The sequence below is a fragment of the uncultured Campylobacter sp. genome (assembly GCF_938002845.1).
Taxonomy (GTDB): domain Bacteria; phylum Campylobacterota; class Campylobacteria; order Campylobacterales; family Campylobacteraceae; genus Campylobacter_B.
On sequence record NZ_CALKZP010000013.1, the window covers coordinates 1 to 19,338 of the forward strand.

Sequence of the window (19,338 nt, forward strand, 5' to 3'; positions counted from 1 at the left end):
GGCGTTTCGGCTAAGCTCGCGCAGCTTGGGCTAAACATAGACGACATCAGCCAGACGGTTTTGGATGAGTTTTTCACGATGATGGCGGTGGTTTCCAGTGAGGAAAAGCAGGACTTCACGGCTCTAAAGGGGGAGCTAAACGAGCTAGGCGAAAAGCTAAAAGTAAAGATCAACATCCAAAGCTCGGCGATCTTTGATGCCATGCACAACATCTAAGGCGCGCAAATGGACATCAAAAACGTAACCGAAACGATCGCGATGATCGAGGAGCAAAATTTCGACATCCGCACGATCACGATGGGCATCAGCCTGCTTGACTGCATTGATCCGGACATCGACAAGGCGGCGGAGAAAATTTACGCCAAGATCACCGACAAGGCGCGCGATCTGGTAAAGGTCGGCAATGAAATTTCAGCCGAGCTCGGTATCCCGATTGTAAATAAGCGCGTTTGCGTAACGCCTATCGCCATCATCGGCGCAGCGACGGATGCCGTGAGCTACGTGCCGCTTGCTAAAGCGATGGACGAGGCGGCCAAAAAGGTCGGCATCGACTTTATCGGCGGCTTTTCAGCGCTCGTGCAAAAGGGCTACGCAAAGGGCGATAAAATTTTAATCGATTCCATCCCTGCCGCACTCGCCGCGACGCAGAAGGTCTGCTCGTCGGTAAATATCGGCTCGACCAAAACTGGCATAAATATGAGCGCGGTCGCCGATATGGGGCGCGTGATCAAAGAAACCGCGCGGCTTTCCGATCTTGGCGCCGCCAAACTCGTCGTGTTTGCCAACGCCGTCGAGGATAATCCCTTTATGGCGGGCGCATTTCACGGCGTGGGCGAGGCCGAAGTCGTCATAAACGTGGGCGTTAGCGGCCCGGGCGTCGTAAAACGCGCACTTGAGAAGGTGCGCGGGGCGAGCTTTGACGTGGTCGCCGAGACCGTGAAAAAGACTGCGTTTAAGATCACGCGCATCGGACAGCTCGTCGGTCAAATGGCGTCCGAGCGGCTGGGCGTGAAATTTGGCATCGTCGATCTCTCGCTAGCTCCGACTCCGGCGGTGGGCGATTCGGTCGCGCGCGTGCTTGAGGAGATGGGGCTGGAGCGGGTCGGCACGCACGGCACGACGGCTGCGCTTGCACTACTAAACGACGCAGTCAAAAAGGGCGGCGTGATGGCGTGCAACCAAGTAGGCGGGCTTAGCGGCGCGTTTATCCCTGTCTCCGAAGACGAGGGCATGATAGCCGCGGTGCGCGCAGGATCGTTAAATTTAGAAAAGCTCGAAGCGATGACCGCGATCTGCTCGGTGGGGCTCGATATGATCGCGATCCCGCAGGATACGCCCGAGCAGACGATCGCCGCGATCATAGCCGACGAGGCCGCGATCGGCGTGATAAATCAAAAAACGACCGCCGTGCGCATCATTCCAAAAGGTAAAGAGGGCGACACGCTCGAATTTGGCGGGTTACTCGGTAGCGCGCCCGTGATGAGCGTAAATAAAAACTCATCGGCCGACTTCATCGCCCGCGGCGGCCAGATACCGGCACCTATTCATAGTTTTAAAAACTAAATTTAACCCGCTTAAGGAGGAAAAATGAGAGCGTTTGCGTTATTTGCGGCAGCTTTGCTTTTAAGCGGCTGCTCCATAATTTCGGCATTTTATAGCAAAGAGAAAAAATTCGAGCTGGCGGGCTTGGGGCAAGACGGGGTTTATAGGACTTCGGACGACAGCGCAGACACGCTAATAAAAATAACGTCCGCCCGCACAAAAGAGGGCGAGCCGTATCGCATAATCCACACGCTGGAAATTCCTAAAAATTCTACCCAGACGGATTTTAATAGCAACGATAAAGAGGTATTTAAAATAGACTGCTCCAAGAATCGTTGCTCGCCCGAATATGACAGGGAGCCGAAAAGAATTGCCATTTCTTGGCCTGCGCCGAATGGAGGCGGCGTTTTTGACGGCGTCATATATCTAAAAAATTTACGGCTCGTAAAGGCGTATTAAATTTGCGGATTTAAAAGCGCGCAAAATTCGTAAAATTTAGCGAGTAAAATTTTACGGCGTCGCGGCCGAGATAAGCTCTAAATTTTGCGTTTGCGGGCGTGGAATTTTGAATTAAAATTTCGGCGCGGAATTTCGCTTTTAAATTTTACGGCGTGCTGTCTCTACGGCGCGCTAAATTTTAAAATCTCCCCGCAAGACGCGGCGTTAAAATTTCATTGCCGTGCAAGACGGACAGCGGCGGGTCTTTTGAAATTTTAAATTTTAAAACGGCTTGCATTGAAATTTTAAAATTTAAAAGCAACCTGTTTCGTTATCATTGCTCGTCCGCTTAAGAAGCGAGCCAAATTCTATTTCGGCGGGGATTAAACACAGCGCGCAAAAAACGGGTGTGGCATCAAAATTTTAAAAGATGACGCGAAAATAGAGGCGGAGATAAAATGCAAAAAATGGCTTGGGAATTTGGCGAGCTTGAAAAAGTCGCGACGGACGAGGGCTTTATTTGGTACGCGGAACTGGCGTTAAAAAGCGAAAGCTTCGGCGAGGTGCTGTTTTGCCTCGTGTCTGCAGATACGGCGGATGTGGACGATGAGACGATTTCGCTTGCTCGGCGGATCGCCCGAGACATCGATCGGTACGTAAAAGACGCTCTTGTCTTCCTGCGAGACGAGCTTAGGCGCGAGTATCGTTTGGGCGAGGATGAGCTTAGACTGCTTGACGTGCCCGTTTGCGATCTGCCGTTTGGGTTGCCGCAATGCACGTTTTACGCGCGCGATACGCAGTGGCTGATGAGATTTGCCGAGGGCGTGCTTGATATTTGCGAGCCTTTCGGCATCGGGGTGATTTTCGAGGGTGAAAGACCGCTGCGCGTGGAAAATTTAGAGCTTAGCAGAGAGTATTAACTGCGGATAAAATTTTAAATTTAGAGGCGATTTTAAAATTTATACAGCGCGAAAATCGGCGCACTCTCGCGGATAAATTTAAATTGCGGCTCGTTGTCGTTTTTGAAATTTTGTGGCGCACTGTAGCGGCTAAATTTCATTTCCCGCGCTGTGTCGCGCAAATATTTCGTTCGTGCCCTCAAAGCGAGCGTTTATAACGGCGGCGCGAATGTAGGTGCAGGCAGGTTTAGAATTCTACGTAAAATTTTGAAAGTATCCGCGCACAACGGCGCGTAAAAAGCGCGCGGTGGTATAGAGTGGGGTAGTGCGACTGCTGTAAATCGGGCTCGTAAATTGCGGATCGAAAGCGAGTTGAAACAAAAAGCTCGGCGCATAGATTTACGGATCGCGCGTCCAGCGCGGTAGGGGGGCGGAGTAAAATTTTTCGCGAGAAAACGAGAAAAATCGATGTATAAATTTCGCGCGCAAACCACCCTAAAATTTAACGAACAAATTTTAAAACCGCTCTCGCAGCAATCCGCCTCAAACTATCTAAAATTTAATGAGTAAATTTTAAAATTTCACCTTGCGGCATTCCTGCGCGAATTATTTAAATTTAATGATTAAATTTCAAAACTCGCCATATCGCATCACGCCCAAATTTACGCTCTGTTTCGCGGCATTTGCCGCGCATATCGTGCAAATTTAATGCTCTGCATGGACGGCATTTGGCGCGCAAATTTCGCTCTGTGTCACGCGCGCAAATTTTACGCTCTGCCAGGTGGAATTTCACGTGCAAATTTCACGACGAAATTTCAAGGCGTTTCGAGTCTCGCGATTTACAGCTTCCTAAGCTTTGCGATCTCATCGCGCAGCGCTGCGGCCTTTTCAAACTCCAGCGCGGCTGCGGCGTCGAGCATCTGCTTGCGAAGCTCCTTTACGATCTTGGCGCGCTCGGCGGCTGGCATTTTTTCGAGATTAGCACCCTTTCTTAAAATTTCGGTGCCGTCCTCGATCTTTAGGCTCTCCTCGATATTGCGGCTCGCAGAATGCGGGGTTATGCCGTGGGCGCGGTTGTATTCATCTTGAAATTTGCGACGTTTTTGGGTGATGTCGATCGCCTCTTGCATCGAGGCGGTGATCTTTTTGCAAAACATCACGACCTGCCCGTGCACATTTCGCGCGGCTCGCCCCATCGTCTGAATGAGGCTCGTGCGCGAGCGCAAAAAGCCCTCCTTATCGGCATCCATGATCGCGATAAGGCTTACTTCGGGCAGATCGAGCCCCTCGCGGAGCAGATTTATACCGATTAGCATATCGTATTCGCCGCTGCGAAGGCCGCGGATGAGCTCGTTGCGCTCGATTGCGTCGATGTCCGAGTGCATATATTTGACCTTAAGACCAAGCTCCAAATAGTATTTGCTCAGCTCCTCCGCCATCTTTTTGGTTAGTACGGTTACTAAGATCCGCTCGCCGCGTGCGATGACCTCCTTTGCCATATCGTGTAAAATTTCGACCTGGTTGTCGCTATCTTTTAAGATAATCTGCGGATCGAGTAGTCCCGTAGGGCGCAGTATCTGCTCATATACGGCTCCGCGGCTAAGATCTAGCTCGTAATCATTTGGCGTTGCAGAGACGAATAGAAATTTAGCCTTTTTATTGATAAACTCATCAAACATCAGCGGGCGGTTATCAAGTGCTGATGGCAGGCGGAAGCCGTATTCTACGAGCGTTTCTTTGCGGCTGCGATCTCCTGCGAACATCCCGCGAAACTGCGGCAGGCTCACGTGGCTTTCATCGACGATGACGAGGTAGTCCTTGCCCTTGCTCTCGTAGTAATCAAAGAGCGAATAGGGCGTCTCGCCCGGCTTTTGACCTGTCAGATAGCGCGCGTAGTTTTCGATCCCCTTGCACATCCCCGTAGCGCCCAGCATCTCAAGATCAAACTCCACTCGCCCTTTCAGCCGCTGCGCCTCGACGAGCTTGCCCGCGTCCTCGAAAAATTTTAGCCTCTGTTCAAGCTCATCCTCGATCCCTTTGATCGTCGATTTCAGGCGCTGCTCGCCCACGATGAACTGGCTAGTCGGATAAAGGATAAATTTTTTGGCGCTTTGCGTCTTTTTGTTTTCGAGCACGTCCAGATGATACATCGCCTCTATCTCGTCGCCGAAAAACTCGATCCTAAACGCCTCGTCGTTAAAATACGCGGGGTAGATGTCGATCACATCGCCGTTTACGCGAAAATTCCCGCGATCAAAAAAATCGTCGTTGCGTTTGTAGCCCATATCGACGAGCTTGCGAAGTAAAAATTTAGTACTAAATTTTGATCCGATCTCAAAAAACAGTACCATGCCTTTGTATTCGGCGGGATCGCCCAAGCCGTAGTTTGCCGAAACCGACGCTACTGTGATGACGTCGTCGAAGCTTAGCAAGCTCGCCGTGGCGCTTAGTCGCAAGCGCTCGAGCTCTTGGTTTACGTCGCTGTCTTTTTCTATAAAAAGATCCTGCCTGGGGATGTAAGCCTCAGGCTGATAATAATCGTAGTAGCTGATGAAGTACTCGACGTGATTTTGTGGGAAAAAGCCCTTAAATTCGCTATAAAGCTGCGCTGCGAGAGATTTATTATGCGTCATTACGAGTGCGGGAATTCCGAGGCGTTTAATAATATTTGCCATAGTAAAAGTTTTGCCCGAGCCGGTAACTCCGAGAAGGGTTTGGTATTTGTTGCCGCTTTTAAAGCCCGCGACGATGCCTTCGATCGCTTTTTCTTGATCCTCGCTCGGAGAGAATTTGCTCTCGATTTTAAAATTTTGCAAAATTTTTCCTTTTTTAAAGCCAAAATTGGGTAATATTTTCATTTAAATTATATCAGAAAAGGCGAAATAATGGAATCAATCTTTGACGAAGAGAAAAAGGTCGAGGGCTTAAGCAATAAAGTAGCAGAGCTGATTAGACGATACATCGAGGCTAGAGACGAAAACGAAAAGCTACGTACCGAGCTAGCGACGGTCAAGGCGCAAAACGAGGCTTTGGGAATGCAGCTTGGCACGCTTGAAAACGATCTGGCGTATCGCAAGATGAGCGATGAGGATCTAAGCAAGCAGATCGACGATATTTTGGCAGGCGACAATTTAGGCGAGAAATGAAAGAAATTTCAGTTCAGCTGACGAGTAAGTCTTTGACGAAAAAATACGCGATAAGCCTGGATGATGACTTTGCGAAGGTCTTCGGCAGGGACTGGCGGATTTTAACTCGCGGCAGCGATCATCTGGATGCGGGCGAACTGCTTGAAGCCTATATCCAAAAAAGCTATGAAAATTTTATGCTTAATAAAAAAATAGATGCCTTGGTAAAGGACATCGACGAAGGAGTAAAATGATGAAAATGAGAAAAGGTGCAGCAGTGGGCGGCGGCGTAAGCGGAATAATATTTTTAGCTATTATAATCTTCGTGATAGTAAAAATAATATATCCTAAATTAAGCGGTGCTAAGGATGAGGTTTTAGTAAAAGCTTATGCAGTCGAGCTTGAAGGCGTATTTAAAGATATACAACGCGACTACTTAAATCAAGGAAATTTTCGCGAGCTAAAGAGCATGACGGGCTCCAGACAGTTTAGTGATAGTGATCTAGAAAAAACCGTCACTTTAAATCAATCCTTTGATTACGGCGTAGGACCGAAACTCAAAAACGATATGATCTTTTGCGCGACGATCACCTTACGTCAAGATAGTGATGGATATTTTTTCGAGACCTCGAATATCAATCGCAACAGGGAGCGATGCGAAGCATTTCATAAAGATACGACTTATATGAAGTTAAATGGCTTTAGGATAGGCAAATAATTTTTAAAATTTAATCGCGCGACTGCTATGGGTTCGTAAAGCGTCCGTGTAGCAAAAGCGCGATAGTGCTAGTGAAGTGCGATAAGCTGTCATTGGCTCGCACCTCGTGCCAAAAACATGCTAATATTTCAAGAATTCATCTTTATAGGTATTTTTTAAAATTTAGCTTTAAAATTGGCATTTTTACATTTATATTGACAGCTTATCGGCTAAATTTTAATCATATTTTAGTTTGTAATTCATATCGGTCATGATTTATGCTATTGCGGTTAAATTTATGAAATGGGTGCTTTGAAGCTATGCCCCTCGCGTGACGCGATGCGAGCTGAGATTTACGAAAAGCGCCTCATAAAACAAGCGTATTAAAGCAAAATATCAAGATCATCTTAAATTTATGAAATTTGCACCCCGAAGACGCGCGGAATTTTATCGGTGCGGGCTTGGGCGTGAGTTTTAAAATCTCTCATAGAATTTTATCGCCGATTCTCAACCGCCAATTTGATCCAACTACGCAAATAATCTAGCTGCTGCGGCGTATGAAACCAATGCTCGCCGTTTTTCATAACGCTTAAGGTGCAGCCAAATTGTTGCGCAAAATTTTTGACGATCTTCAGAGGCGTCATATCGTCGTTTTCTGCATATAGAATTCTACTGGGCGTTTTCCACTTAGTGATCGGATTGTTCAAAACAAAACTCCAATATTCCCAAAAAAGCGGTTGCCTAGCAGGGGTCAAAATCATCCGCTCTTGCTTCAATCGTTCCTGGCTGATACCGGCCCTACGCATAATATTTGAAATAACATATTTCATATCAAGTATCGGCGAGACGAAGAGGCAGTCGCTAAGCTTTTCGTCGCGGAAGCTTTGCAGGCCGAGCCATGCCCCTAGGCTAACGGCAAACAGCGCGACCTCGTCCCAGCGCTTCTTTGCATACGATAAAATTTCGCGAAATTCTAAAATAGCGCGCCGCGGATCGCAAGAAGCGGGCTCGTGCCGCCTCTGTCCGTGCTCGGACAGATCAAAGCTAATTACCTGCCAGCCTTGCTCGCAAACGACGGAAGCTAAAAGTTCCGCATCATCTTTGCTTCCGCCTTGCCCGTGAGCGTAGATATAAACCTTTTTCGAGCGGCTCCCCCAAACGGCGGCGGGAATGCCGCGTGTCTCAATCGCGCTCTTTTGCATTTTTCGTTCCTTTAAATTTTTTGCGTCGATACCCGCATTTGCGGCAATGTTACAAGCAAAACCATAAATATTGCTGGAATTTAATAGCACGCCCCGCTAGACTGCCTGCAATTAGCAATAAATTTTAAAATTTTACGCGCGAGCTGTGCCTGCCGCTTTGTTTTAAAATTCTGTATCGTAGAAATTTTGCGCGTCAGACTGCAAAATTCTTGCTACGAAATTCTGTATCGCAATTGCATGCGCCGTGAAATTTGCGTATTAAAATTTTCACGCCGTAGAATTCTGCAAGCTGCGAAATTTAAAATTTAAGACCACGCAAATTTTATCGCCGCCTCTTGCAAAATTTTAAAATTTTACGCCTGCTTTATTTGCAGGCTGCGCGAATAAATACCGCTTAAATTTTAAATTCCAAGCGGACTCACGCCTTAGAAGTTAAAATTTGCACTAATTTCATAAGCCCCGCTTAAGATGCGGTTTTTAAAATTTCGGTGCTCGATAGCGCCCGCAATCGCGCCGTGTTCGCTACAATCGCGCCTTAAAAGCTTAAAAAATCAATCCCGCGGCGCCGAGCTTGACCCCTAAAGAGATAACTATCAAAACCCCAAGCCCCGCGAAAAAGCCCGCCAGCACGTCATCTAGCATCACGCCGAGCCCGCCTGGTACGTCGCGATCCACGCGCCCGATGATCGAGGGTTTGCGGATGTCAAACGCCCTGAAAAACAGCAGCGCCAAAATCATCGAAAGGATCGATATCCTGCTGCTCTCAAAGCCCGCGATCAGCTCTCGTAGCGGCAGCGAAAAGATCTCGCCCGCGGGCGCGGCGACGCACATCGCGATCCACACCCCCACGACCTCGTCGATGACGATCTCGCTGTTATCGTGTGCGCCTACCCGCCTTTCGTAATCGCTTACGATCTTAAGCGAGACGAAAAAAACGAGACCGGCGCACAAAAACAGCGTCACCTCGCCCGCCAGCATCAAGACCACCAGCCCCACTATCCAGCCTGCGATGCTGCCCCAGGTGCCGGGTGCGGGTTTTAGCAGCCCTGCGCCGAAAAATGTAACGAAAATTTTATCCATAACTGTCCTTTTAAATTTTGCTTTTTAAAATTTTACCGCTTATTTTAATTAGAGCATCTGCTCGCGCGAAAATTTTAAATTTCGTTCGTACATATAGAATTTAAATTTCGCCCGCCTACACGAAATCAGTTCTACTCGCCACGAATTTTGCTCACTAATGTAGGAATTTTAAAATTCTACTCATTTGCGTAAAAATTTTAAAATTTTGCTCGCCTGCGCGGAGATTTCAAACCCGTCCGCAAACGCACGGCATTTTGCGTGGGCGAGCAGTCGTTGCGCTGCATCCGAGTTTTGCGCTGTAACTTGCAGCAACTGCTTAATTTTAAAATTTTAGGTTCGCTTGTCGAAAACTTAAAATTTAGATTTGCCGTGCTGCTTTACATATCCATCGCGCCTTAAAATTTTAAATCCGCTTCGCCGCAAAATTTTACTGCGCCGTTATAAATTTGCTACGAAGCCAAGACTTTAAAATTTAAAGCTCGTTTTATCGTACCGCTGCTAATGCTCTAACAATTTAGTTTCATTGTACCGCAAAATTTTACGCCAAATCTGCATTCGCCGCTCTTTATGCTATAAAATTCCGCACAGTCCTTTCTTCCCGCACTATGAAATTTTACTTTACGTCTAGCCGCCGTAAATTCTAACACCACGAAATTTTACTTTCGCCTAGATGCCGCAAATTCCACGTCATTTTTTGCGTTACGCCCTCAAACGCTACGTCTTTAGCGCGCTGGTTTGATACAGCTGCATCAGCTGCTCGTAAAACTCGCTCTCGCCGTGGCTCTGCAAGATCCCGCTGTTTGGAAAAAGCTCGTCGTAGAGCTTTTGTAGATCCGAAAATCGCGCGGGAAAAAGCTCGCTTAAAATCATCGCCGAGATCTCTTTACGCATAAAAATCGCGGGCGGCAAAATCCCCGCGCGCAGCAGTGCTTTTAGATTTTGCGTGCGGTAATGCACGTGATGATGAGCGCCGTGAGGGCAGTTTTTGGTGCTTACTAGCACCTTACACTTCTCGCAATAGACGTATTCGGGCATCAGCAAAATCTCGATTTCGCCGCGCTTTTGATACTCGTCCAGCACCGAATGCACGCCGCCTCCTTCGAAAAATAGCTCCATATTTGCGTGATTTTGCCCAAAAATTATTTTGTTTATACCTAAATTTTTTGCGATCGCGCACTGCAGTGCGGGCTTGTCGTCAAAAATCGCAAGCGAGCCCAGATCGATCATCATAGCGCGTTGCGCGACCAAAAAATTTTGCAGTAAATAGCTTAGTGTTTTTTTGCGTAGCTCGTAGGGCAGGGCATCCGCGCTGCTCGTGCCGGTCAAAAAAATCACCACGAAATCCGCTTTGTCGATCATATGCCTAATCAGCCGCTCATGCACGCGGTGGATCGGATCGGCGCAGGTAAAAAACGCTGAAATTTTAGGCGCGGCAAGCGAGCTTGCGACTTTTTTTATGCGCGCGATTTGCTCTGCAAGCCCATTTTTTAGCAGTGTGATGCACCCCTGCACCGCAGTTTGCTCTGCGTACGCGTTTTGAAATACCGAGCCTGCAATCTCGCTTGCGCTTGGGGCATAAACGTCGCTAACGTCTATGCGCGCGACAAGCTCGCAATAGGCGGGATTTGCAGCGGGATTTTTGATGAAATTTTCGGTGGAATTTGAGATAAAATTTCCCGCCGAATTTGCTACGGATTTTGCATCTGCGCTGCAAACGCGATTGAGTGCGGAATTTTCGGCAAAGCTCTGCGCGGAATTTACCGCAGAATTTTCACTAGAGCTTTTCGCCAAATCCAAAGCGGCATTGTTTGCAGATTTTACATCTGCGCTGCAAGTAAAAATTTGATCGTAGCTCGCAGCAAGGCTTTCTATATGGTCTAAGTCCTCGCTTGTGGCGTTTATAGCGCTTTGCGCACTTGCAGTGCGCGCAAAATCCGTGCCGCTTTTCGCAAAACTCTGCTCGTTTTGCGCCGCGGCAGAAACTCCATCCTGTAAGTTGCGCGATTCTTTAGCTAGCAAATACGCACCGCTACTGCCGCTAAGCAAATTTTCGGTGCGTTCAGCTATGCCGTCCTTGCTAAGATAAAGCTCCAAAATATCGCCCTTTTTTGCGTCCGCGCAGGAAAAAACGAAATTTATACCGCAGATGCTAAGCTTGCTTGGGCGCAGTAGCTCGCAGCTCTTGCCGAAAGCGCCGTTTGCGAGCAGGCTCAGGACGTTTAGGTCGGAGCGCGAGATCTCTATCTTGCGGATTTGCGTTGCACTATTATTTGCGCCTTTGCTCTCGCTTCCGGCTTGCTCTGCCTTTAAATTCCATGCCGCTCCCTTAGCTTGCATCTCATCTTTTCTAGCATCGCCAGCCCTTGACGCTTTTAAATTTCGCACCGTTTTTAAATTGCGCTTTGCTTTTAAATTTTGCTTTGCCTTTAAAAAATTTAGCGCCGCGTCGCTCGAAGCTTTTGCGGCGTTTAGAATTTTTGTGCTATTTGAAATTCCTTCGCTTTCAAGCGGTTTTATTTCGTGCAAATTGCCGGTATCGCGTGAAATTTCTGTCTCGCCTGCGATCCGTACCGGATGCGCGCGGCTATTTTTTTCTTGCGATGCCATATTTTTTCCTTTTCTCCCAAAGCGATTTTCGAGAAATCCCAAGTGCCGCCGCCAGATCGGAGTCGAAATACTCGTCTTGGTGCGCTACGATCGTGAGCTTTACGTATTCTTCGATGCTTAAAATTTCACTGCGTTCTTTGCTGTTGCCAAGCGTAATTTCGTCGTTAAAGCCCTTTTGCGCGCCGATGGATCCGGCAATTAGGCGCATGGATTTGGTTTTGCTTATAAATTTTTCCTTCTGTGCGCCGCTTAGGCTATCAAAATCTGGTGCGTAAAAAATCTCCGCGCCGCGTTCTAGCGGCTCAGGGTCTTGTGCGGATAAAATTTTAAGGCGCGATTTTAGCGCAAGCGCGATCTTAAATACCGCCGCAGCTCGCGCTGCCGCATCGCCGCGCAAAAGAAGCGGAAATTTTATCTGCGCTAAACGCGCGGGCGGTATTTCGCACGAAAGAGAGATCTCTTTAAGCAACGCTTCGTAGGCTTCGTTTTGTGATTTTAGCGAGCGAAACTGCGCGTAGTGCTCGATCTTTTTGATGAGCTCCTCTATCATAAATGGCTTTTGGATATAATCCGTAGCGCCCGCTTTTACGGGGCTTAGCACTGTTTCGCTATCGACGTAAGCGACCATTAAAATTATGATCGAGCGCCTAAATTTCTCGATCAGCGGATAAAAACTCGCGCCGCTCCAGCTCGTAGAGAGCAGTACTGCCTCAAACTCCTCTGCAAGGCCCGCTGCGGCCGCCAAACTCGCCACGTTAGTGCATTCATGCCCCAGCGCGCCCAGCTTGTTTGCGATACTTTGAGCAAGATAGCTTTCGCTTTCGATTATTAAAATTTTCATGCGCCCCGCACCTTTGCTGCGTGCTTTTGCCAGTTGTAAAATTTCAAGCTTACCGCAGCCTGCGCGGCGATGCCTTCGCTTCTGCCCGTAAATCCCAGCCCTTCGGTAGTAGTCGCTTTGACATTGACGCGCGCGCAGTTTAAAATTTCGCTTAAAACCTCCTGCATCTGCGCTTTGTAAATGCCGATCTTCGGGCGCTGCGCGATGATTGTAATATCGGCATTTACGAGCTCGTAGCCGTAGCCCCTGACGCGCCGCATTACCTTTCGTAACAGCTCCTTGCTATCCGCACCTTTAAATTTAGCGTCGCTGTCAGGGAAGAGCTCGCCGATGTCGCCCAGCATCGCCGCGCCGCAAATAGCGTCGATTAGGGCGTGGATCGCTACGTCGCCGTCGCTGTGCGCGATCAGTGCGAACTCGCATGGAATTTGCACGCCGCCAAGCACGATGCCCGCGCCTTTTTCAAGCGCATGCACGTCGTAACCCGTACCGCAAAAAATATCGTGCGAGCAGGGTTTTAAATTTAGCGCCGCCAGATCGCTTGCGCGCGTGATCTTAAGCGCGCCCGCTTCGCCTTTTATAAATTCCAATCGTCCGCCCGCGCTGCCGATCGCCGCGCTGTCGTCGGTAAAAATTTCGCTTCCATCAAGTGCCTTTTTAAGCAGCACCGTGCGCGAAAGCTGCGGCGTTTGGATGAGGCGCAGCTCCTCCCTCTTCACTACGTCCTCGCCGAGGTAGGTCGTGTCGTTTACGCCAAGATAGGGGCTGATACAGTCCGCGCCGCCTAAATTTCGTATCAGCGAGGAGATCAGCCCTGGCGAAATTTGCGCGCGGGCTACGTCGCTTACGAGCACGAGCTCGCTATCTACGAGCCGCAGCGCGTTTTTTAGCGAGTTTTGGCGATTTGCGCCGCCGGGGGCGAAGTGAAATTTTAAATTTGCAGAGCCGCATTCATCTGCGTTGCATCCGACTTGAGCTTTAAAATTTTCCGCGCCCCGCGGCTTGCTTGCGTCGTTTAGATCATCTGCGCCGCATCCGATCTCGCCTTGCTTTCTTTGAAATTTATACTCGCTCGTGTCGCACTCCGAGTTTTCGCCGCGCGCCGAGGCCAAGCTGCACGCATAGAGGCGCTCGCAATAGCTCACGTCCTCCTCGTTTACGGCGATTACGATTTTTTTAAATGGATGCGTCCGTGCGATATTTTGCGCAACATATTGCCAAAGCGGCAGCTCGTCCACGCGTAACCACTGCTTTTTGACGGGGAGTTCAAACCTGCTCGAATCGCCCGCGGCGAGCAAAATCAGCGATATATCTTTCAAATTTTATCCTTGAAATTTTGTTACGAAATTATACGTATTAAAAATGAAAGCAAAATTAATCGCGGCTTGCGCGCTGAAATATCTTAAACTTAGGCGTAAATTTACGCGGCGCGGCGGTAAAATTTCAGCCTGCGTTACGAAAATAAACGATGAAAGAAAAGTAAGGATTAATGAAATTTGTTATATTATACGCGCATTTTTAAGAAACGAGGCGAAAATGACCGAAAGCTGCGTAACGCAGATCTATTTTGCAAAAAAGGGCGAGCTGACGCCGCAGATGAGAGAGGTCGCGCAAAGCGAGCGCATGGACGTGCGGGTCTTGTGCGATCTGCTCGCGCAAGGAAGAGCGATCATCCCCGCAAACGTTAATCACAAAAGCCTAAAACCTATCGGCATCGGACGTGCGCTACGGTGCAAGATCAACGCCAACATCGGCTCCTCGGGTACGACGAGCGATATTGAGGGCGAACTGGAAAAGCTTGAGGTCTGCTTAAAGTACGGCGCCGATACGGTGATGGATCTAAGCACGGGCGGCGATTTGGACGAGATCCGCGCCGCGATAATCGAGCGCTCGTCCGTACCCATAGGCACGGTGCCGATCTATCAGATGATCCATGAGCTGGGCGATATTAAAAATTTAAAAACGAGCGCTATTCTTAGCACGATCGAGAAGCAGGCGCGGCAGGGAGTGGATTATTTCACGATCCACGCGGGCTTTAAGCTCGAGTTTATGCCGCTGCTCTCCCGTCGCAAGATGGGCATCGTAAGCAGAGGCGGTTCGCTGATAGCGTCGTGGATGATGAAATTTCATAAGCAAAACCCCTTCTACGAAGCGTTTGATGAAATTTGCGATATCTGCGCCGCCTACGACGTATCGCTATCTCTAGGCGACGGCTTGCGTCCGGGTTGCTTATACGACGCGACCGATAGGGCGCAGCTTAGCGAGCTTGAAATTTTAGGCGAGCTAGCCCTGCGCGCGAATGAAAAAAACGTGCAGGTGATGATCGAGGGGCCGGGGCATATCCCGTTTAACGAGATTGAGCTTAATATGCAGCTAGAGCGCAAGCTCTGCCGCGACGCGCCATTTTACGTGCTGGGGCCGCTTCCGACCGACATCGGCGCGGGCTACGATCACATCAGCTCAGCTATCGGCGGGACTATGGCTGCGTATTGCGGCGCCAGCATGCTCTGCTACGTAACGCCGAAGGAGCATCTGGGGCTTCCCAATGCAAAAGACGTCAGAGAGGGCATCATCGCGCATAAAATCGCCGCTCACGCCGCGGACGTCGCGCTGGGCAAAGCGGGCGCGATAGAGCGCGATCACGAGATGAGCGATGCGAGGTATAATTTTGATTGGAACAGGCAGTTTGAGCTTAGCTTCGATCCTGCGCATGCGCGCGAACTGCACGACGAGAGCCTGGGCGATGAAATTTACAAGGGCGCGGAGTTTTGCTCGATGTGCGGGCCGAAATTTTGCGCATATAAAATCAGTAGAAATTTAACCGAAAATAAGGAGAAAGAATGAGTAAAGACGAAGTCTTAAATTTACTTAAAAGCGTGATCTATCCGGGCTTTTCTAAAAGCATCGTGGATTTTGGATTTGTAAAAGAGGTCGAGATCGGCGATAGAATTTTCGTAGGGATCGAAATCCCAAGCGCTAAGCCGGAGATCGCCGCAGAGCTCAGATCGGCGGTGCAAAAGGCACTCGGCGCGGACGTGGAAATTTTAATCAAACAGCCCAAGATCGCCGAGGAAAAGAGCAACTCTCGCAGCGGCAAAAATATCGCGCCGCAGATCAAGCATTTCGTGATGATCAGCAGCGGCAAGGGCGGCGTAGGCAAGAGCACGACGACGCTAAATTTAGCCATCAGCACGGCAAAGCTCGGCAAGAGAGTGGGGATTTTGGATGCCGATATTTACGGGCCGAATTTGCCGCGAATGTTGGGCGAAGATAAAACGCAAGCAAGCGTCGTAGGCCAGAAGCTAAAGCCGATCTTAAGCCACGGCGTGGAGATGATGAGCATGGGCGTGCTAATGGAGGAGGGCGCGAGCCTCATCTGGCGCGGCTCGATGATAATGAAAGCGATCGAGCAGCTGCTAAAAGACGTGGCGTGGAGCGACCTGGACGTGCTGTTTTTGGATATGCCTCCGGGTACGGGCGATGCGCAGCTTACGCTCGCTCAGAGCGTGCCGGTGACGGCGGGCGTGTGCGTTACGACGCCGCAGACGGTCGCGCTGGACGACAGCGCACGCGGGCTTGATATGTTCGAAAAGCTCCACATCCCCATCGCAGGTCTTATCGAGAATATGAGCGGCTTCATCTGCCCTGATAACGGCAAGGAGTACGATATCTTCGGCCGCGGCGGCGCGCAAAAGCTGGCGCAGCGATACAACACCGAGGTAATCGGCGAGATCCCGATCGAGATCGCTATCCGCGAGGGCGGCGACAGCGGCAAGCCGGTAAGCTTCTATGCGCCAGGTTCTTTAAGCGCAAAGCGCTACGAAGATGCCGCGCGCAAGCTGTGGGAAAAGATCGAGAAGATCGACCGCGAGGAGCTGGCGGATAACTCCGCGATCCAGCCGGTGATGGACGGCAAGAGCGCTTGCTCGAATTAGGACTTTGGCGGGCGCGGCGTCAAATTTCGCGTGGAATTTCTCGTGAATTTTGCAGATTGAAATTCAACGCGGAATTTAATAGTTTGGAATTTTACGCCTAATTTTGCTGCAAATTTTATAATGCTCGCAAAATTCCGGTATACGAATCTGTCATAGAATTTTGCCCGTAAATTTAGCGGACAAAATTTTACGCGGGTTTCGCGGCTCGGAATTTCACGCTGAGTTTTGTAGCTCGAAATTCTGCGTTAAAATTCCACTGCGATTTTGCCGCGAAATTTTATGGCGCCAGTAAAATTTTTGTATATAGAATTTCGTGCAGAGGTTGTAGCATTAAATTTTAAAGCTTGAAATTTCGAGCTACAATTTTACCAATCTCCGTTGCGTGAGGGTTCAGATAAAATTCTAAGCGCAGAATTTAACGGCGAAAATTAAATTCCAAACGCGCAATTCAGTGAGGTAAAATTTGCCGTAGAATTCTGCCTTGGAGTTTTAAATGTAAAATTTTAAGCATAAAGCTTTGCCGTAGAATTTCAAAATGCAAAATTTATCGCTAAAACTTTGTTTTAAAATTTTAAGATGGGGCTTTAGCGATGAATTTCTGGCTTGAAATTTTATCGCGTCTAGCTTTTTAGTGGTAGCCGCAGCATTGTGCTAGTTTAAATTTTATTTCGCCGGGCCTTATGGCGGTGGAGTTTATCTGCGAAAGCCTCTGTAAAGCTTATTTGGAGTGGAATTTTATCCGTAGCGGTCGCGGCAAGGAAATTTCTCGCGCAGCTGAAATTTAAGCAGCTGGAATTTTATTCGTATAAGCTGTGGAGCCAAGGCGGCAAAATCCCTAAGCCTAGGGATTTTACTTTTATACGAAATAAGAAAGGTCGGTAATGAGGTTTTTAATTATTTTGGTGCTTGCATTTGCGGCGTTCGCACAAGAGAGCAATATGCAAAAATGGGCGAAAGAGATTACTGCGGATGCGCAGATCCCGCAGGATAAGTTTTTGGCGTTTTATCTGAATAAAGATGAGCCTAAGAAAGTGGTTTTCTCCGAAAATGTCGATCGCATCAGCGTCAATTACGAAGGAAATTCCTTCCATGAAATTCCATCTCCAAATCTTATGGCGTATTGGGTCGGCGAGTTTAATTTTGACGCCGATATCGAAAAGATGGTGCTAGGAGATTACGGCTGGTCTACGCTGGTAATCGCCGTGGATGGCACGGACGTGCTGGGTGGGACATCTAGCAATCAAAAGCGCCCGCTTACGTATAAATTTAGCAAGGGCAAGCACAAGATCGAAGCGTGGTTTTTAAATGACGCGCATTCCAGTGAGCTTTTCGTAGATTTTAAAGATGTAGAGCCCTTTTATCGTCAAAAGGACGCCGTAGCTAAGATCCCTGCGGATAAGGACTACGATCTCTGGCTGGGCGCGATCTACGAAAGCGCGCAGATGAATAATCGCGTCAAGCTAAATTTAGCCAAATCCGATAAGCCCATCGTGCTGCTGCTTAGCTCATATCGCGCCGTGGAGTGGGAGATCTCAAATCCGCAAAAGAATGAAATTCTAGCCGTGTTAATTTACAATCCCATTAGTAGCGTCCGTGGTGTAAGCGGTGCGCTTTACGTCGAGGATTACAGATACACAGAGGCTGCGGATGGGCTTAAATGCGAGTGCATCTCCGGCAATGTCTTTCACTGCGACGGCAGCGAGATTTATGATATGAACGGGCGCGTAAACGGGATATTTGGCAGAGGCCTAGGGGCGTTTGCCGGCAAGCACGCCGTAAATTCCTTAGATTTGCCGGGGCTTGTTATTACACCAAAAATTTTAGACGAAAGCAAAGCTCGCCTACTCTCGGTAGAAGCGGACCGCAAGAAATGCGAAAGTACGCCGATGGATGATGTGTTTAGATAGGATGGAATTTAAAATTTGGAGGAAAAAATGAAAATTTTAAGAGTATTTTTACTGGCTTTTTGCGTATTTCTTGCTTGTGCAAACGCTAACGACACACAAAAATGGGCGAGTGAGATCACGGCGGGCAAGCAGATTCCAGCGGATAAGTTTTTGGCTTTTTACCTAAATAAAGACGATCCGAAAACCGTCGTTTTCTCGGAAACGGTCGAAAATATAAATTTAAATTTCGCTTACGACAAGTTCCACAAAATACCTTCCGAAAAATTTATCGCCTATTGGGTCGGGAATTTCGACTTCAAGCAGGATGTGCAACAGATGATTTTGGCGGATTTTAGTTGGGCGAATTTACGTATTGCGATAGACGGCGAGCAGATATACGACTCCGAAAATGCTAGAAACAAAGCCGTCGTACATAAATTTAGTAAAGGGCGCCACAAGATCGAGGTTTGGTTCGCCAACAATTGGCATACCACTAGCCTTTTGGTGGATTTTAAGGATGAGCCAAATTTTTATAAACAAAGCGAGGTAGCTGCTAAGCTAAAAGGTCAAAATTTCGATATATGGCTAGCTGCCATTTACGAAAGTGATGTGAATGATAATAAAGTAGTCGTCGCGCTAGAAAAATCGAAAAAGCCGCTTGTAGTGATGCTAAGTTCATATCGTGCCGTACGCTGGGAGGTGTCAAATCCGCATAATAATAAAATTCTAGCCGTACTCGTTTTTAATCCGATAAGCAGTATAAATTTGAAAGAAAACGTTTATTTGGTGAATCGTGTATACGATGATAATACCAAAATAAGATGCGATTGTGTTGGCGGCGGATCGGACTTTCACTGCGATGGCGGAGATATAAGTAGCAAAAACGAGCTCATTAAAAAAGATTTTGGACAAAATTTAAGCGGTTTTAGCGGCTCTCACGACGCGATTATGATAAATTTGCCGAGTACTTTGGTGGATGAAAGCGTGTTTGCCAAGGACGCCGAGCTCAAAAAACAAATCGAAATCGATCGTGAAAAGTGCCTAAAAGGCGGTAAAATAAACGATATTTTTAATTAATTTTAGGAG

General features: G+C 48.3%; 17 protein-coding genes. 11 read left to right on the forward strand and 6 right to left on the reverse strand.

The genetic code is table 11. The features are described 5' to 3' along the window. The 4 genes from Q0224_RS01500 to Q0224_RS01515 all read left to right on the forward strand — a co-directional run. Positions 1–216 (forward strand): ACT domain-containing protein (locus Q0224_RS01500; protein WP_297948544.1); only part of this gene is annotated, 216 nt, incomplete at its 5' end. Positions 217–225: 9 nt separating this feature from the next. Further along, complete coding sequence (locus Q0224_RS01505) at positions 226–1,563, forward strand: PFL family protein (RefSeq protein ID WP_297948547.1); 1,338 nt, start codon at positions 226–228, stop codon at positions 1,561–1,563. Positions 1,564–1,587: 24 nt separating this feature from the next. Further along, positions 1,588–2,001: a hypothetical protein gene (locus Q0224_RS01510; protein WP_297948550.1), complete on the forward strand. Its 414-nt coding sequence runs from the start codon at positions 1,588–1,590 to the stop codon at positions 1,999–2,001. A 437-nt stretch (positions 2,002–2,438) separates the two neighbouring features. After that, entirely contained in the window at positions 2,439–2,900 is a 462-nt protein-coding gene (locus Q0224_RS01515; protein WP_297948553.1) for a hypothetical protein, read from the forward strand. An 818-nt stretch (positions 2,901–3,718) separates the two neighbouring features. On the opposite strand, the gene uvrB is transcribed toward Q0224_RS01515, so the two are convergent. Further along, positions 3,719–5,695 carry an excinuclease ABC subunit UvrB gene (uvrB, locus tag Q0224_RS01520; RefSeq protein WP_297948556.1) on the reverse strand — a complete coding sequence of 659 codons (1,977 nt, stop codon included), beginning with the start codon at positions 5,693–5,695 and terminating at the stop codon, positions 3,719–3,721. 69 nt (positions 5,696–5,764) lie between these two features. Between uvrB and Q0224_RS01525 the strand changes: the two genes are divergently transcribed. Genes Q0224_RS01525 through Q0224_RS01535 form a run of 3 tightly spaced genes read left to right on the forward strand, consistent with a single transcriptional unit; the run spans position 5,765 to position 6,722 of the window. Then, the gene (locus tag Q0224_RS01525) at positions 5,765–6,025 is read left to right on the forward strand and encodes a hypothetical protein (RefSeq protein WP_297948559.1); all 261 of its coding nucleotides are present in this window, start codon (positions 5,765–5,767) and stop codon (positions 6,023–6,025) included. Next, positions 6,022–6,258 (forward strand): hypothetical protein, encoded by a 237-nt coding sequence (locus tag Q0224_RS01530; protein WP_005871317.1) that lies wholly within the window; start codon positions 6,022–6,024, stop codon positions 6,256–6,258. The genes Q0224_RS01525 and Q0224_RS01530 overlap by 4 nt, the downstream gene beginning before the upstream one ends. Further along, on the forward strand, positions 6,255–6,722 hold the full coding sequence (locus tag Q0224_RS01535; RefSeq protein WP_177388005.1) for a hypothetical protein: 468 nt from the start codon (positions 6,255–6,257) through the stop codon (positions 6,720–6,722). Before Q0224_RS01530 ends, Q0224_RS01535 begins: the two co-directional genes overlap by 4 nt. A gap of 473 nt (positions 6,723–7,195) precedes the next feature. Here the strand turns inward: Q0224_RS01535 and Q0224_RS01540 are convergent, their stop codons facing one another. From Q0224_RS01540 to ispF, 5 genes are all read right to left on the reverse strand, one after another. Then, positions 7,196–7,903, reverse strand: coding sequence for an alpha/beta hydrolase (locus Q0224_RS01540; RefSeq protein ID WP_297948562.1), 708 nt, complete (start codon positions 7,901–7,903; stop codon positions 7,196–7,198). 543 nt (positions 7,904–8,446) lie between these two features. Beyond that, positions 8,447–8,983, reverse strand: a complete 537-nt coding sequence (locus Q0224_RS01545) for a phosphatidylglycerophosphatase A (protein ID WP_297948565.1) — start codon at positions 8,981–8,983, stop codon at positions 8,447–8,449. Positions 8,984–9,697: 714 nt separating this feature from the next. Continuing rightward, positions 9,698–11,590: a hypothetical protein gene (locus Q0224_RS01550; protein ID WP_297948567.1), complete on the reverse strand. Its 1,893-nt coding sequence runs from the start codon at positions 11,588–11,590 to the stop codon at positions 9,698–9,700. Beyond that, positions 11,568–12,431 carry a response regulator gene (locus Q0224_RS01555; RefSeq protein ID WP_297948569.1) on the reverse strand — a complete coding sequence of 288 codons (864 nt, stop codon included), beginning with the start codon at positions 12,429–12,431 and terminating at the stop codon, positions 11,568–11,570. Before Q0224_RS01555 ends, Q0224_RS01550 begins: the two co-directional genes overlap by 23 nt. Next, a complete protein-coding gene (ispF, locus tag Q0224_RS01560; protein WP_297948571.1) occupies positions 12,428–13,750 on the reverse strand; it encodes a 2-C-methyl-D-erythritol 2,4-cyclodiphosphate synthase in 1,323 nt (440 codons plus the stop codon). Before ispF ends, Q0224_RS01555 begins: the two co-directional genes overlap by 4 nt. Before the next feature lie 217 nt (positions 13,751–13,967). Here ispF and thiC point away from each other — a divergent pair, with 217 nt between their 5' ends. From thiC to Q0224_RS01580, 4 genes are all read left to right on the forward strand, one after another. Then, the gene (gene thiC, locus Q0224_RS01565; RefSeq protein WP_297948574.1) at positions 13,968–15,275 is read left to right on the forward strand and encodes a phosphomethylpyrimidine synthase ThiC; all 1,308 of its coding nucleotides are present in this window, start codon (positions 13,968–13,970) and stop codon (positions 15,273–15,275) included. Further along, the gene (locus tag Q0224_RS01570) at positions 15,272–16,366 is read left to right on the forward strand and encodes an Mrp/NBP35 family ATP-binding protein (RefSeq protein WP_297948577.1); all 1,095 of its coding nucleotides are present in this window, start codon (positions 15,272–15,274) and stop codon (positions 16,364–16,366) included. The genes thiC and Q0224_RS01570 overlap by 4 nt, the downstream gene beginning before the upstream one ends. Before the next feature lie 881 nt (positions 16,367–17,247). Next, the gene (locus Q0224_RS01575; RefSeq protein ID WP_297948580.1) at positions 17,248–18,273 is read left to right on the forward strand and encodes a hypothetical protein; all 1,026 of its coding nucleotides are present in this window, start codon (positions 17,248–17,250) and stop codon (positions 18,271–18,273) included. A 27-nt stretch (positions 18,274–18,300) separates the two neighbouring features. Continuing rightward, complete coding sequence (locus Q0224_RS01580; protein ID WP_297880751.1) at positions 18,301–19,329, forward strand: hypothetical protein; 1,029 nt, start codon at positions 18,301–18,303, stop codon at positions 19,327–19,329. The last annotated feature ends 9 nt before the right edge of the window (positions 19,330–19,338 follow it).

Bases quoted from the DNA above. Each gene is read 5' to 3' on its own strand.
- Q0224_RS01575 (WP_297948580.1), top strand. From the start codon at position 17,248: ATGAGGTTTTTAATTATTTTGGTGCTTGCATTTGCGGCGTTCGCACAA.
- Q0224_RS01570 (WP_297948577.1), top strand. From the start codon at position 15,272: ATGAGTAAAGACGAAGTCTTAAATTTACTTAAAAGCGTGATCTATCCG.
- Q0224_RS01525 (WP_297948559.1), top strand. From the start codon at position 5,765: ATGGAATCAATCTTTGACGAAGAGAAAAAGGTCGAGGGCTTAAGCAAT.
- Q0224_RS01505 (WP_297948547.1), top strand. From the start codon at position 226: ATGGACATCAAAAACGTAACCGAAACGATCGCGATGATCGAGGAGCAA.
- Q0224_RS01515 (WP_297948553.1), top strand. From the start codon at position 2,439: ATGCAAAAAATGGCTTGGGAATTTGGCGAGCTTGAAAAAGTCGCGACG.
- Q0224_RS01580 (WP_297880751.1), top strand. From the start codon at position 18,301: ATGAAAATTTTAAGAGTATTTTTACTGGCTTTTTGCGTATTTCTTGCT.
- Q0224_RS01540 (WP_297948562.1), bottom strand. From the start codon at position 7,903: ATGCAAAAGAGCGCGATTGAGACACGCGGCATTCCCGCCGCCGTTTGG.
- Q0224_RS01550 (WP_297948567.1), bottom strand. From the start codon at position 11,590: ATGGCATCGCAAGAAAAAAATAGCCGCGCGCATCCGGTACGGATCGCA.
- Q0224_RS01545 (WP_297948565.1), bottom strand. From the start codon at position 8,983: ATGGATAAAATTTTCGTTACATTTTTCGGCGCAGGGCTGCTAAAACCC.
- Q0224_RS01535 (WP_177388005.1), top strand. From the start codon at position 6,255: ATGATGAAAATGAGAAAAGGTGCAGCAGTGGGCGGCGGCGTAAGCGGA.
- Q0224_RS01555 (WP_297948569.1), bottom strand. From the start codon at position 12,431: ATGAAAATTTTAATAATCGAAAGCGAAAGCTATCTTGCTCAAAGTATC.
- Q0224_RS01530 (WP_005871317.1), top strand. From the start codon at position 6,022: ATGAAAGAAATTTCAGTTCAGCTGACGAGTAAGTCTTTGACGAAAAAA.
- Q0224_RS01510 (WP_297948550.1), top strand. From the start codon at position 1,588: ATGAGAGCGTTTGCGTTATTTGCGGCAGCTTTGCTTTTAAGCGGCTGC.
- thiC (WP_297948574.1), top strand. From the start codon at position 13,968: ATGACCGAAAGCTGCGTAACGCAGATCTATTTTGCAAAAAAGGGCGAG.